Source organism: Micromonospora sp. NPDC047465 (genome assembly GCF_040643125.1).
Taxonomy (GTDB): Bacteria; Actinomycetota; Actinomycetes; order Mycobacteriales; family Micromonosporaceae; genus Micromonospora.
In genome coordinates, this window is sequence record NZ_JBEYTP010000016.1 from 1 (window position 1) to 14,282 (window position 14,282).

General features: G+C 75.5%; 11 protein-coding genes. 10 read left to right on the top strand and 1 reads right to left on the bottom strand.

The window, feature by feature from the left end; all coding sequences use genetic code 11:
* Window positions 1-107: 107 nt before the first annotated feature.
* Window positions 108-848, bottom strand: a complete 741-nt coding sequence (locus ABZ793_RS16525; RefSeq protein ID WP_357457610.1) for a GNAT family N-acetyltransferase — start codon at window positions 846-848, stop codon at window positions 108-110.
* Between the two features lie 165 nt (window positions 849-1,013).
* On the opposite strand from ABZ793_RS16525, the gene ABZ793_RS16530 reads away from it, so the two are divergent.
* From ABZ793_RS16530 to ABZ793_RS16575, 10 genes are all read left to right on the top strand, one after another.
* Window positions 1,014-1,226 (top strand): hypothetical protein, encoded by a 213-nt coding sequence (locus ABZ793_RS16530; protein WP_357457612.1) that lies wholly within the window; start codon window positions 1,014-1,016, stop codon window positions 1,224-1,226.
* Between the two features lie 76 nt (window positions 1,227-1,302).
* A complete protein-coding gene (locus ABZ793_RS16535; RefSeq protein WP_357457614.1) occupies window positions 1,303-2,817 on the top strand; it encodes a replication-associated recombination protein A in 1,515 nt (504 codons plus the stop codon).
* Window positions 2,818-5,468: 2,651 nt separating this feature from the next.
* Window positions 5,469-6,092, top strand: coding sequence for a hypothetical protein (locus ABZ793_RS16540; RefSeq protein ID WP_357457877.1), 624 nt, complete (start codon window positions 5,469-5,471; stop codon window positions 6,090-6,092).
* Window positions 6,093-6,242: 150 nt separating this feature from the next.
* Window positions 6,243-6,704 carry a DUF948 domain-containing protein gene (locus tag ABZ793_RS16545; protein ID WP_091095618.1) on the top strand — a complete coding sequence of 154 codons (462 nt, stop codon included), beginning with the start codon at window positions 6,243-6,245 and terminating at the stop codon, window positions 6,702-6,704.
* Between the two features lie 24 nt (window positions 6,705-6,728).
* On the top strand, window positions 6,729-7,034 hold the full coding sequence (locus ABZ793_RS16550) for a hypothetical protein (RefSeq protein ID WP_357457616.1): 306 nt from the start codon (window positions 6,729-6,731) through the stop codon (window positions 7,032-7,034).
* Entirely contained in the window at window positions 7,031-9,709 is a 2,679-nt protein-coding gene (alaS, locus tag ABZ793_RS16555) for an alanine--tRNA ligase (RefSeq protein ID WP_357457618.1), read from the top strand. The genes ABZ793_RS16550 and alaS overlap by 4 nt, the downstream gene beginning before the upstream one ends.
* A 73-nt stretch (window positions 9,710-9,782) precedes the next feature.
* Window positions 9,783-10,244: a Holliday junction resolvase RuvX gene (gene ruvX, locus ABZ793_RS16560; protein WP_350708988.1), complete on the top strand. Its 462-nt coding sequence runs from the start codon at window positions 9,783-9,785 to the stop codon at window positions 10,242-10,244.
* Window positions 10,241-11,440 carry an endolytic transglycosylase MltG gene (gene mltG / locus ABZ793_RS16565; RefSeq protein ID WP_357457620.1) on the top strand — a complete coding sequence of 400 codons (1,200 nt, stop codon included), beginning with the start codon at window positions 10,241-10,243 and terminating at the stop codon, window positions 11,438-11,440. Before ruvX ends, mltG begins: the two co-directional genes overlap by 4 nt.
* A complete protein-coding gene (locus tag ABZ793_RS16570) occupies window positions 11,440-12,264 on the top strand; it encodes a shikimate dehydrogenase (protein WP_357457622.1) in 825 nt (274 codons plus the stop codon). The genes mltG and ABZ793_RS16570 overlap by 1 nt, the downstream gene beginning before the upstream one ends.
* 153 nt (window positions 12,265-12,417) lie before the next feature.
* Complete coding sequence (locus ABZ793_RS16575) at window positions 12,418-14,118, top strand: glycosyl hydrolase (RefSeq protein WP_357457624.1); 1,701 nt, start codon at window positions 12,418-12,420, stop codon at window positions 14,116-14,118.
* Window positions 14,119-14,282 lie beyond the last annotated feature (164 nt).

Genomic DNA, 14,282 nt, shown 5'->3' on the forward strand with positions numbered 1-14,282 from the left:
GGTTTTTGTTTTTGTTGTAGTGCTGGTGGTCGGCGTCGCGGGGGGGGGGGGGGGGGCGCGCCCCGCGGCCCCCGGGCCGGCCGGCGCCCCCCCCCCCGCCGGCGCGCTCAGGCGAGGTGCACCGAGCTGCGGGCCAGGGCGCCGGTGAAGCCGAGCCGCCGGTAGAGCCGGATCGCGCCGGCGTTGACGGTGTAGACGCCGAGCGCCACGGTGTCGTGGCGGGCGAACAGCGCCCGGGTCATCCCGGCGGTCAGCGCCGCGCCCAGCCCCCGGCCGCGCCGGTCGGGGGCGACGGTCAGGCCGGCGAGGAAGCCGACGTCGCCCCGGCTGCGGTCCGCCCCGCAGGCGACGATCCGGTCGCCGTCGCGGATGCCGTACCAGGCGACGATCCGGGGGTCGCCCGGGCGCGAGGTGGTGGTCGGGAACGATTCGTCGATCAGCGCGGTCAGCGCCGGGTGGTCGGCCTCGGTGAGTCGGACCACCCGTTCCTCCTCCGGTTGGCGCGGGGGCGCGGCGGCGGTCCAGAGGAAGTCCCACTCGTCGTGCCGGGCCACGGCCAGCCGGCCGGCCAGCGCCGCCGGGTCGAGCCGCGGCAGGTGCAGCCACTGGCCGGGCCGGAGCACGCCCCGCGCGACGAGGTCGGCGAAGACGTCGACCGCCGGCCCGGGCGCGCCGATCGCGCCGCCGGCCGGGCCGTGCTCCGCCGGGAGCAGCCAACCCACCGCGTCGTCGCGCCGCCAGCCGCGCGGCTGCTCGCCGAGCCAGAGCGAGTGCCGGGCGTACGGGTGGTGGTCGGCGGCCGCCAGGATGGCGTCCCGCCCCTCCAGGACCTGGTCGGCGATGATCATGTCGCCAGCCTAGAACGCCCGCCGTGCTCCCGTCGGCGGACCAGCTCCCGTCGGCGGACCCCGGACGGCGTCCAGAACCGGGGCGGTCCACCGTGGAGATTGGCGAGCGGACCGATTGGGTACATCCCGCGCCGACCTACTGGGAACCCCCACCGGAGGAACGACATGCTCGCCATTCTCGCGGCGATCGTTTTCGGCTTCGCCCTGCTGCTCGACCTCTTCGACACCAACCTCGGTGCGCCGGACCTGCTGAACCCGTCCACCCTGCTGATGCTGGGCCTGCTGCTGCTCTCCCTCTACCTCGCCGGGGTCGGCAACGCCCCGCGCGGCGGGGGCGGCGGCCGGTGGTACCGGGGCCGGCGTCCGGGCCGGGGCTGACCGTAAACGATTACCAGCGGTCCCGCCCGACGGCGCGCTTCCGGCGTCGTCGGTCGGGACCGGTACTGTTCTCGTGATGGAGTCCGACGCCCTCTTCTCCCTCGGTGAGCCCGCCGGAGCGCCCCCCGCGCCCGCGGGTTCCGTCGGTGTGGACGGCTTCACGGCGGTGGGGGAGGATTCGCCCCTGCCGGTCCGGATGCGCCCGCGCAGCATCGACGAGCTCGTCGGGCAGGACCACCTGCTCGCGCCGGGCGCCCCGCTGCGCCAGCTGGTCTCCGCCAGCGCGCCGATGTCGGTCATCCTGTGGGGGCCGCCGGGCAGCGGCAAGACGACCATCGCGCACCTGGTGGCCCGGGCCACCGACCGCCGCTTCGTCGCCATGTCGGCGCTCACCGCCGGGGTGAAGGACGTGCGCGCGGTGATCGAGACCGCCCGCCGGCAGCGTCGCTCCGGCGGCCCGCAGACCGTGCTCTTCATCGACGAGGTGCACCGGTTCAGCAAGACCCAGCAGGATTCGTTGCTCGCCGCCGTCGAGGACCGCACCGTCACCCTGCTGGCGGCGACCACCGAGAACCCGTACTTCTCCGTGATCTCACCCCTGCTGTCGCGGTGCGTGCTGCTCACCCTCCAGCCGTTGGACGACGCGGCGGTGCGCGGCCTGCTGCGCCGCGCGGTCGCCGACGAGCGCGGGCTCGGCGGCGCGCTGACCCTGGAGACCGAGGCCGAGGACCACCTCGTCCGCCTCGCGGCCGGTGACGTGCGCAAGGCGCTCACGGCGCTGGAGGCGGCGGCGGCCTCCGCCACGGCGCTCGGCGCCGGGCGGATCGACCTGGCCACCGCCGAGCAGGCGGTCGACGTGGCGGCGGTGCGCTACGACCGCGCCGGCGACGCCCACTACGACGTGACCAGCGCCTTCATCAAGAGCATGCGCGGCTCGGACGTGGACGCGGCGCTGCACTGGCTGGCCCGGATGCTGGTCGCCGGCGAGGACGCCCGGTTCATCGCCCGCCGCCTGGTCATCTTCGCCAGCGAGGACGTCGGCATGGCCGACCCGACCGCGCTGAGCGTCGCCACCGCCGCCGCCCACGCGGTGGAGTACGTCGGGCTGCCCGAGGCGCAGCTCAACCTCGCCCAGGCGGTGATCCACCTGGCCACCGCCCCGAAGTCGAACTCGGCCACCGCCGCGATCGGCGCGGCGATCGCCGACGTGCGGGCCGGCCGAGGCGGGCCGGTGCCCCGCGGGCTGCGCGACGCGCACTACGCCGGCGCCAAGGGGCTGGGCCACGGCACCGGCTACCGCTACCCGCACGACGACCAGCGCGGCGTGGTCACCCAGCAGTACGTCCCCGACGACCTTGTCGGTGCCGACTACTACCGGCCGAGCCAGCACGGCGCGGAGCGGGCCGTGGCCACCCGGCTGCCGCTGCTGCGCCGCATCGTGCGGGGGCTGCCGGCCCCGGCCACGCCCCCGGAGGCACCGGTGGGGGTGGCGAGCGGATCGGCGGGCAACGGCGGCCGATCGGCGGACACGGGCGGCGTCGGCGCGGCGCGAGAGGGCGGCAGTGACGCCGCCGGAGAGGGTCAGCAGTGAGATCGCGTGGTTCGGAGCGACCGGAGGACGGCCCGGACGAGCGGCGCGACTCCCGCGCCAAGGGTCGCCGCTGGGGGCGGGGCAAGGCCGAGGCCGAGCCCGAGGAGCCCATCAGCGGCGAGGAGTTCGGCTGGATCGACGACCTGCGCTCGGCCAAGCAGCAGCGCACCGAGCTGGGGCCGGGCGGGGCGGAGCCGACCCCGCCCCCGGGCGCCCCGACGCCTCCCGACCCTTCCGGGCCGCCCCACCGTGGCCCCGGCCCGGCCGCCGCGCCTCCGGTGCGCCGCGCCGGGGCGGAGTCCCCGCGCCCCCGGCCGGCGGACGGTCCCTGGCCCGGCACGGCGGAGCCCCGGCCGACCGGCCCGGCGGCCCCCGCCTCCGGTCCCGCCCCCGCACCGGAGTCCGCGCGCCGGGCCCCGGCGGCCGGGCGGCCGCAGCCCGGGCCGGACGGGCCCGACCGGCGCCCACGACCCGACTCGGTCCCCCCGACCGGCCCGCAGGGCGGCCCGGCCACCGGCCGTCAGGGCGGTGCACCGGGCGGCCCGCGTCTGCCCGTCGGCCCGGCGGCCGACGTGCCCCCCGGCCCGCGTCCGCCCGTCGGCCCGCCGGCCGGTGCGCCCCTCGGCCCGCCGGCCGTGCCCGCCGGTCCGTCGGCGCACCCGCCCGCCGGTCCGCCGGTCCGTCCGCACCCGGGGCCGGCCGGGGCCCCGCGATCCGGGCCGCCCGCGGGTGCGCCGGTGGGCGCTCCGGGCGCTCCGCCTGACGCGGCGCCGGTGGATCCGCCACCGCCGGGCAGGCGTTCCGGTCGGGCCCCCGCGCCGGGTGCCGCGCCGGCGCCGGGCGCCTCCGGCCGCCCGGGGGGTCCCGTCGGCACCGCCCGGGTCGCCGTCCCGCCACCCGGTGCCGCCCAGCCGCCCCTCGGCCCGCCGACCGGTGAGCTGCGCGGCGCCCCGGCCGACGAGCGTGACCCCCGTGCCGGTCGGCTGCGGCGCGGGCCGGTCGACGCCGGCGACCCCGCGTCGACCGAGGCGACCGGGCACGCGCCGACGGCCGCCCCGCCGACCGCAGCCCCCGGCGCCGCGCCGGGCGTGGACGCGACCGACCGCCGCCGGCCCGGCCCGGCCGGTCGACGCCGCGCCGCCGAGCCGGACGAGCCGGTGGTACCCCGTTCCGGCAATGCCCCGCCGGTGCCCGGCACGCCCCCCGCGCCGCCCGGCGTCGGGTCGGCGCCCGCGCAGGGCGCTCCCGCCTCCGCGCCCACCCGCCGTGCGGACGGCGGTCCCGCGGCGCCGCCCACCGGACGCGTGGACGGCGGTCCCGCGGCGCAGCCCACCGGTCGTGCGGAGGCCTCGGCCGGCCGCGTCCGGAGGCACCGGGCGAGCCCGGACGAGGGGGACAACGCCGGGCCGGGGCGCCGCGTGGCGCCCGGCGAGGAGGAACCGGGCCGGCGGCGGACCGCCCCCGGCGAGCCCTGGGGCGGCCGGCCGGAGCGCCCGGCCGACTGGCTCCGGCAGGCCGGCCGCACCCATCACACCGACCCCGCCCTGCCGACCGTCAAGCCACCGGCGGAGCCGCCCGTCCCGGGCGGCCCGCCGGTGGCACCCGATCCGGAGCAGCGCGGCGCCGGGACCGGTCGCACCCTCGCCGGCCGGGCCCGGCCCGGCGCGCGACCGCCGGTCCCCGGCGACGACACCGGACAGGTGACGGGCCGGGCCCGGCCCGGTTCCGAACCGCCCCGGCCTGCCGACGGCGCACCCTCCGGTCCGCCGCCGGCGCGGGGCGCCGCGCGACCGGCGCCGCCCGGACCGCTCGAAGGCGAGGCGCGCCCGGGTGGTCGGGCTCGTCCCGACGTGACCCAGGGCGGACCGGTCCGGGGCGCCGCCCGACCCGACGCCGCGCCGGGTCGGGCCGCCGTGCCGCCGCCCGGGGCCCCCGACGCCGGCGGGATGCCGCCCGGGGCCACCCACGCCGGCGGACCGCCGGCACCCACGACTCCGCCCGGCATCGCCGGCCCGGGCACCGCCGGCCTGGGCGCCGCGGGACCTGTCACCGCCGGCCCGGGCACCGCCGGACCTGGCGCGCCGGCCGGTCCGCGCCGGCCGGGGCACACGCCACCCGGCCCGGGCCGCCCGGACGCGGGTGTGCCGGGACCCGACGTGGCCCCGCCCGATCCCGCCCGGCCCGGCAACCCGCCCGGCCCCGCCCGGCCCCCCGCCGAAGGGCGGGACCGGCCCGAGCCGACCTCCGGCGCGGGTTCCCGCCCCGGACCGACCGGCGTGGCCCGCGCCGCCGCCCCGGCACCCCGGCCCGGACCGGAGGACCGCGCCGCCGGGCGCGCCCTGCCGCCGCCCCGTGACCCCGGGCGACCGGAGCCGGCGGGCGTCCCGCCGGTGCCGCCGCCGGGACCCGCCGGCAGGCCGCCGGTGGCCCGGGCCGCCGCCTCGGTCGTACCGCCCGCCGATCCTTCCGCCGTGGGGCCGCCGGTGGCCCGGGCCGCCGCCTCGGTCGTACCGCCCGCCGATCCTTCCGCCGTCGGGCCGGGGCCGGCGGACGGGCCGGCGCTGCGGCAGGCCGCGGAGCCGGGGTCGCCCGACGACGACGCCCCGGCCTCCGGCGGGCTGCGCGGCGCGCGGTCCGAACTGCGACGGCAGATGCGCGAGCGGCGGCGGCTGCGGATGGGCGTCCTGGCCCTGGTCAGCGTGGTGCTCCTCGGCGCGATCCCGCTCTTCTTCGGCATCCGCACGCTCAGCCGCGACCCGGTCTTCGACACCCTCGACGAGCTGGACGTGCCGGGCTGGGCGGCGGCGAAGACGGTCGACGACGTCAGCGGCAGCCGGTGGTGCCTGCTCGACTGCCGGCTGCGCGAACGCACCATCACCTCGGAACGGTCACCGGAGGAGACCGCGCAGGTCTACGAGCGGGCGCTGACCGAGGACGGCTGGCGGCCCTGGCAGGTGACCCGCTGCCCCGAGCAGTCGCCGAAGGGGAGCTACACCTGCTGGCGCCGGGACGAACTGACCCTCGACCTCTGGGTGCGCGAGCCGACCTGCGCGCCGCCACCGGTGGACGGGGCACCGGCCGTGGAACCGTCGCCCGATCCGTCGGCCGCTGCGCAGCAGTGCGCCGGATCGTTGGTGTCGGTGAAGGTCCGCAACGCGATCGACGACGAGCGGACCCGGCCGCAGCCCAGCATCGACCCGTCGCTCACGGGCGAGGATCCCTTCCCGACGTTCAGCGAGGATCCGCTCGGCGAACCGACACCCTCACCGTCCTGAGCCGGTTTCCACCACGGACGGTAGGGTCTGGGGCTGGCGGATCCGCCAGCCCCCGCTGGCCCCTGCGGGTCGCCGGGCGGCGGTGTGGGCACAACGTCGCGCGTTCCGGGGACGTCCGGTCCCCGGGACCCCTGCTTGAGGAGGACAGGCGTGGACTTTGGAGAGGTCGCGGCGCTGATCGCGGCGATCGCGTTCGCGATGCTGGTGTTGATCCTGACGCTGCCCATCCTGCGGCTGCGGCACACCGTGGACGCGACCACGCGCATGATCAACGACCTCAACGACCGCACCGCGCCGCTGCTGGGCGACGTCAACACCACGGTGAAGAACGTGAACACGGCCCTGGAGCAGGTGCAGACCTCCCTGGACGGGGTGAACCTGCAGCTCGCCAAGGTCGACACCATGACCAGCCACGCGCAGAACGTCACCGCCAACGTCGCGAACCTGGCCACCGTCGTCTCCGCCGCCGCCGCCAACCCGTTGGTCAAGGTGGCCGCCTTCGGCTACGGCGTGCGCAAGGCCGCCGCCGCCCGCCGGCACGCCGAGACCGAGCGCGAGGTACGCGACACCATCAAGCAGCAGCGGCGGGCCGCCAAGCGCGGCAACCGCTGACGGCACGACCAGGAGGGCTGGGGAATGAGGCGTTTGTTCTGGCTCGGCATCGGGTTGGCCGTCGGCGTGGTCGTGGTCCGCAAGGCGACCCGCACCGCGCAGTCGTACACCCCGGCCGGCATCGCCAGCACGTTGTCCGAATCCGCTGGCGGGCTGGCGGAGTCGCTGCGTAGCTTCGTGGAGGACGTCCGGATCGGGATGGCCGAGCGCGAGCAGGAGATCCACGAGGCGTTCGCCCAGGGCGAGGCGTTCGACGACCAGTTCGCCGAGTTGCGGGAGGACCCGCGCATCGGCGACCGAGAAATCTTTCCGGAGGAACACCAGCGATGAAGACGGCGGAGATCAAGCGGCGGTACCTCGCCCACTTCGAGGCGAACGGCCATGCCGTGGTGCCGTCCGCTCCGCTGCCCGCCATCAGCGACCCGAACCTGCTGTTCGTCAACGCCGGCATGGTGCAGTTCGTCCCCTACTTCCTGGGGCAGCAGACCCCGCCGTACCGGCGGGCCGTCAGCGTGCAGAAGTGCATCCGCACGCCCGACATCGACGAGGTCGGCAAGACCAGCCGCCACGGCACGTTCTTCCAGATGAACGGCAACTTCTCCTTCGGTGACTACTTCAAGGACGGGGCGATCCCGCTCGCCTGGGACCTGGTCACCAAGTCGCAGGAGCAGGGCGGGTTCGGCCTCGACCCGGAGCGGATCTGGCCGACGGTCTACCTGGACGACGACGAGGCGTTCGACATCTGGCGCTCCGTGGGCGTGCCCGCCCAGCGGATCGTGCGTCGGGGCAAGGCGGACAACTTCTGGTCGATGGGCATCCCCGGCCCGTGCGGCCCGTGCTCGGAGCTGTTCTACGACCGCGGCCCGGAGTACGGCCGCGAGGGTGGCCCGGCGGTCGACGAGGACCGCTACATGGAGTTCTGGAACCTCGTCTTCATGCAGTTCGAGCGGGGCCCGGGCACCGGCAAGGAGGACTACCCGATCCTCGGCGACCTGCCGGCGAAGAACATCGACACGGGCATGGGCCTGGAGCGGATGGCGTCCATCCTCCAGGGCGTCGACAACCTCTACGAGATCGACGAGGTCCGGCCGATCCTCGACAAGGCCGCCGAGCTGACCGGCAAGCGCTACGGCGCCCACTCCGGCCACGTCGCCAGCGAGTCGCACCCGGACGACGTCCGGCTGCGGGTGATCGCCGACCACGTGCGTACCGCGCTGATGCTGATCGGCGACGGGGTCACCCCGAGCAACGAGGGGCGCGGCTACGTGCTGCGGCGCATCATGCGGCGGGCGATCCGGGCCGTGCGGCTGCTCGGCTGGCAGGAGCGGGCGCTGCCCGAGCTGCTGCCGGTGGCCCGCGACTGCATGTCCCCGTCGTACCCGGAGCTGGCCGCCGACTTCGACCGGATCGCCGACTACGCGTACGCGGAGGAGGACGCGTTCCTGTCCACCCTGCGCGCCGGCACGACGATCCTGGACACGGCGATCGCCGAGACCCGGACCGCCGGCAAGCAGGCGCTCTCCGGTGAGAAGGCGTTCCAGCTGCACGACACGTACGGCTTCCCGATCGACCTGACCCTGGAGATCGCGGCCGAGCAGGGGCTCCAGGTCGACGCCGAGGGCTTCCGCCGGCTGATGGCCGACCAGCGGGCCCGGGCCAAGGCCGACGCCCAGGCGCGCAAGACCGGGCACACCGACCTGTCGGCGTACCGGTCGGTGCTCGACTCGGGCGGGCCGGTGACGTTCACCGGGTACAGCGAGGTGTCCCGGGAGTCGACGGTGCGGGCGGTGCTCGGCGTCGACGGCCCCCGCCAGGCGGCGGTCGAGGGCGACACGGTCGAGCTGGTGCTCGACGCCACCCCGTTCTACGCCGAGGGCGGCGGGCAGCAGCCCGACCTGGGCATGATCACGGTCGGCGGCGGCCAGGTCGAGGTGCTCGACGTGCAGCAGCCGGTGCCCGGCCTGATCGTGCACCGCGCCCGGGTGGTCCGGGGCGAGGTGCGGGCGGGGGAGACCGGCTACGCGGAGATCGACACCACCCGCCGGCGGGCGATCTCCCGGTCGCACACCGCGACCCACCTGGTGCACCAGACCATGCGCAACTTCCTCGGCGAGTCCGCGACCCAGGCCGGTTCGCTGAACGCCCCCGGGCGGCTGCGCTTCGACTTCAACACCCCCACCGGGGTGGCGCCGAGCGTGCTGCGCGACGTCGAGCAGCAGGTCAACGAGGTACTCCTCGCCGACCTGGAGGTGCACGCCTTCGTCACCTCCCTGGAGGAGGCGCGGCGGATCGGCGCGATGGCGCTGTTCGGCGAGAAGTACGGCGAGGAGGTGCGGGTCGTCGAGGTCGGCGACTACGCCCGGGAGCTGTGCGGCGGCACCCACGTCGCCCGCTCGGGCCAGCTCGGCCTGGTCAAGATCCTCTCCGAGTCGTCGATCGGCTCCGGGGTGCGCCGGGTCGAGGCGCTGGTCGGCATGGACGCCTTCCACTTCCTGGCCCGCGAGCACCTGCTGGTGTCCCGCCTCGCCGAGCTGTACCGGGTGCCCAACGACCAGGTCGCCGACCGGGTCGAGCAGACCGTGACGCAGCTGCGCGACGCCGAGAAGGAGCTGGAGAAGCTGCGCGCCCAGCTCGTGCTCGGCGGCGCGGCGGCGCTGGCGGCGCAGGCGAAGGACGTGCGCGGGGTCGCGTACGTGGGCACCGAGGCGCCGGAGGGCGCGGCCGGCAACGACGTGCGGACGCTCGCCCAGGAGATCCGGGGCAAGATCGATCCGGCGCGGCCGGCGGTCGTCGCGGTGGCGGCCCGGGCCAACGGCAAGGCCTCCCTGGTGGTCGCGGTGAACCCGGCCGCCCGCAGCCGGGGCCTGTCCGCCTCCGACCTGGTCAAGGCGGCCTTCTCCGGGCGCGGGGGCGGCAGCCCCGACCTGGCCCAGGGCGGCGGCCTGCCGGCGGCGGAAGCGCCGAACCTGCTGCTCACGGTCGAGAAGGCGATCGCCGAGGCGTGATGCGAGACCGCAGCGACCAGGGCGGACCGGAATGGTCCGTCCTGGTTCGCCGTTTCTGGGGGAGTTACCGACGGTGAGCGAGTTGTCCCACGGCGTCCGGCTCGGCGTGGACGTCGGTCAGGTCCGGGTGGGGGTGTCACGCTCCGACCCGCACGGGGTGCTGGCCACCCCGCTGGTCACCCTCGCCCGCGACCTCACGGCGGGCCCGGACGCGGTGCCGAGCGACATCGCCGAGCTCGCCGCGCTGGTGGCCGAGCACGAGGCGGTCGAGGTCGTCGTCGGCCTTCCGGTCAATCTCGCCGGCAAGCACGGTCCGGCGGCCGTCCACGCGAAGGCGTACGCTGACCGACTGGCCGATGTAATAGCGCCCGTTCCGGTGGCGCTCACCGACGAGAGGATGTCCACGGTCGTGGCGTCTCGTAGGCTTGCCGAGCGTGGTGTCCGGGGGAAACGGCAACGGGCGGTGGTCGACCAGGCTGCCGCGGTGGAGATTCTGCAGAGCTGGCTGGACGCGCAGCGGAGGCGGACACGATGATCGACGATCTGGACCTCGGGTTCGACGAGCAGGAGCGGGGGGAGAAGGGCAAACACCGGCGCAGCGCCATGCGTAAGCGCGACGGGCGCTCCGGCGGCGGCCGGGGCAAGACCGTCCTGGCCCTGCTGCTCGCCCTGGTCCTGCTGGGCGGAATCGGGGGCGGCGCCTTCTACGGCTTCGACCGGATCCAGGGCTACTTCGTCACGCCCGACTACGACGGCACGGGCACCGGCGAGGTGACGGTCGAGATCAAGCAGGGCGCGCTGATCGCCGACATGGCCGACGCGCTGGTCGCCGCCGACGTGGTGAAGAGCGCCAAGGCGTTCATCGAGGCCGCCGAGGCCAACTCGCGCAGCAAGAACATCCAGCCGGGCACCTACAAGCTGCGCAAGCAGATGAGCGGCGAGAGCGCGGTCACCGCGATGCTCGACCTGAAGAACCGGATCGTCAACGGGGTCACCATCCCGGAGGGCCGGACGGCGAAGAACGTCTACCAGCTGCTCTCCAAGGAGACCAAGATCCCGGTGAAGGAGTTCGAGGAGGCGGCGAAGGACCCGCTCGCGCTCGGCGTGCCGGACTGGTGGTTCAAGCGCACCGACGGCAAGAAGGTCAAGCCGTCGATCGAGGGCTTCCTCTACCCCGACACCTACGAGATCCCGCCGAAGGCGACCGCGGAGACCATCCTGACGCTGATGGTCGAGAACTTCCTCGCCGTCACCGAGGAGATGCAGTTCGCCGACCGGGTGCAGAAGGAGCGCGGCGGCATCAGCCCGTACGAGGCGCTGATCGTCGCGTCGCTGGCCCAGGCCGAGGCGGGGAACAAGGACGACCTGGGCAAGGTCGCCCGGGTGGCCTACAACCGGGTCTTCGGCGACTTCCAGTGCAACTGTCTTGAGATGGACGTCACGGTCAACTACTACCTGGAGCTGACCGGGCAGAAGACCAAGACCTCCGCCCAGATGACCGCAGCCGACCTGGACAACTCGAAGAACCCGTACAACCGCAAGCTGAAGGGCCTGGTGCCCACCCCGATCAACAACCCGGGCAAGCAGGCCATGGAAGGCGCGATGGACCCGCCGGACGGCAAGTGGCTCTTCTTCGTGGCGATCGACAAGGAGGGGCACTCGGCCTTCGCCGAGACCTACGAGGAGCAGTTGAAGAACGAGGCCAAGGCCCGGGAGGCCGGGATCATCTGATGACGGTCGAACGGCGGGCGGGGGTGCTCGGCAAGCCGATCGCGCACTCCCTCTCCCCGGTGATCCACAACGCCGGCTACGCCGCCGCGGGGCTGACCGGGTGGTCGTACACCCGGATCGAGTGCGCGGCGGCGGAGCTGCCGGACGTGGTCGCCGGCCTGGGCCCGGAGTGGGCCGGGCTGTCGGTGACGATGCCGGGCAAGGAGGCGGCGCTCGCGGTGGCCGACGAGGTGTCGCCGGTCGCCGCCGCCGTGGGCGCCGCCAACACGCTGGTACGCCGCCAAGACGGCTCCTGGTACGCCGACAACACCGACGTCGTCGGCATGGTCGAGGTGCTCACCGACGCCGGGGTGCGCCCCGGCGCGACGGTGACCGTGCTGGGCGCGGGCGGCACGGCGCGGGCGGCGGTGGCGGCGGCGGGGCGGCTGGACGCCCGCGCGGTGACCGTGGTGGCCCGCCGCCCGGCGGCGGTCGAGGAGCTGCGCCCGGTGGCCCGCGCCGTCGATGTGCCGATGCGCGCGGAGGCGTGGGACGACGCGGCGACCCACCTCGACGTCGACGTGGTCATCGCGACGGTGCCAAGGGGGGTCGCCGACCCGCTCGCCGCGACGGCCGCCTGGCGGACCGGTTCGGTGCTCTTCGACGCGCTCTACGACCCGTGGCCGACCCCCCTCGCGGCGTCGGCGCGGGCCGCCGGCTGCCGGATCGTCTCCGGGCTCGACCTGCTCCTGGCCCAGGCGGTGGGCCAGTTCGAACACTTCACCGGCGTCGCCGCGCCCCGGGCGGCGATGGCCGCCGCGCTGGCCGCCGCCCGCGCCGCCTGACCGTCCCCGCCGGAGGGGACCGTCCCCTGTGGTTGTCCAGGGCATCCTTAGGCGACGGTTAAGACGCGCTTACGTCCCGCTGTCCTGCCCACGCCGGGTTGTGGTCGTGGATACGCTGCTGAGCGTCACCGCCCGAGACACAGGGAGTGTTCATTGAGCAGGCACGGACTGCACCGCCGCACCCGGCACCACGGCCCTCGGCGCAAGGTCGTGCTGCTCGGCCTCGTCGGCACCACCGTGGTCGCCGGCATCGCCGCCACCACGGTGCCGCTGCTGGCCGCCGACGACGTGTCGATCCGGGCGATGGCGGACACCACGGCGACGACCGTGCCGCAGGACGGCGACAACGGCGCGAAGACCACGCTGGCGACCTGCGCGGCCCGCTGCGACGGCAACCCGCGCGGGGCTCGGGAGGCGGTCATCCGGTTCGCGGTGACCAGCCTGCCGGCGTCCGCCGTCAACGTCAGGGCCACGCTGCGGGTGCACGCCTGGCGGAAGTTCCCCGCGGCGGTGACCGCGCACGCGTCCACGGTCGACGCCGCCACGGCGCGCCCGGCGCCGACGCCGCCGGGCCCGGCCCTGGACGCCGTGTCCCCGGTGGCGGCGGGCTTCAACGAGTGGGACGTCTCGGCCCTCGTCAGGGGGAACGGCACCTGGACGGTCTCGCTGGCCCAGACCGGCCTGGAAACGCGGATCTACTGGGCGTCGACGGAGAACCGCAACCCCGACCTGCGCCCGCGCCTGGAGATCCGCTACGACGTCGGCACCCCGCCCACGCCGGTGGTGACCAGCGCCGCGCCCTCGCCGAGCCGGACCGTGGCGCCCACGCCCGCGCCACGGCCGACCCCCAGCGCCAGCCCGACCCGTGCCACGCCGGGCCCGTCGGCGAGCCCGTCCGGCGGCACCGGGCGGTGCGGCGAGGTGTCGGGCAAGCTGGTCCCGTCGTGCGGCGCCTGGTGGGGGATGTACTCCCCGGCCGGCGCTGCCGACGGGTGGGACCACGGGGCGGCGGTCGCCGAGGTCGAGGCGCAGGTCGGGCGGAAGTTCGACATCGTGCACCGCTACCACGACTTCTCCGGCACCGGCAGCAACGGCGCGTTCCCGGACGCCTACCAGCGGCAGCAGATGCGCGAGGGCCGGCTGATGTTCTTCGCCTGGGAGTCCCGCATCTTCTCCTCCGGCACCGCGCTGACCTGGCGAGACGTCTACAGTGGCCGCTACGACGCCACCATCGACGCGGTCGCCGGACGGATCCGCGACACCGGCGTGCCGGTCTTCATGGGCTTCGACCACGAGCCGGAGGACGAGCCGGCGAAGGGCAGCGACGCCGACTTCGTCCGCGCCTGGCGGCACGTGCACGACCGGTTCGCCGCGGCGGGCGCCCACAACGCCGTCTGGGTGTGGACGATGATGGGCTGGTCCGGCCACTACGACCGGTACGCCGCCCTCTACCCCGGCGACCGGTACGTCGACTGGGTGGGCTACGACCCGTACAACTTCCACGTCTGCAACGGCAGCACGGTGTGGAAGAGCCCCGCCACCACCATCGGCGGCTTCTACCGCTGGCTGGACGAGCACCGCCTCGGCGTCGGCAAGCCGCGGATGCTCGCCGAGTTCGGCACCAACTTCAACGCGGCCGACCCGGACGCCAAGCGGCGCTGGTTCGAGGAGTTCCCGGCGGCGCTCAAGGCGCATCCGAAGATCAAGGCCGCGATCTACTTCAACTCCGCCGGGATGACCCGCCGGACGAGCACGTGCGACATGACGATGAACCACGACGCCTCGGCGGTGGCCGGGTTCGCCCGCGCCGGTCGCGACAGCTACCTGCGGCAGCCCACCGGAGGGATCCGCTGACCGCCGGCACAGGCCGGCGGACGACCGGAAGAGTCGGACATCCGACAGAACACACGGTCTGTCGCTTGCGGAGGCACTGACCGCCCAATCGGCGGATATCGCCGAGCGGGGTGGGCGAGGCACGCTACGCGGGTCTTCTTCCACCTTGGAGGCGTAGCGTGCCC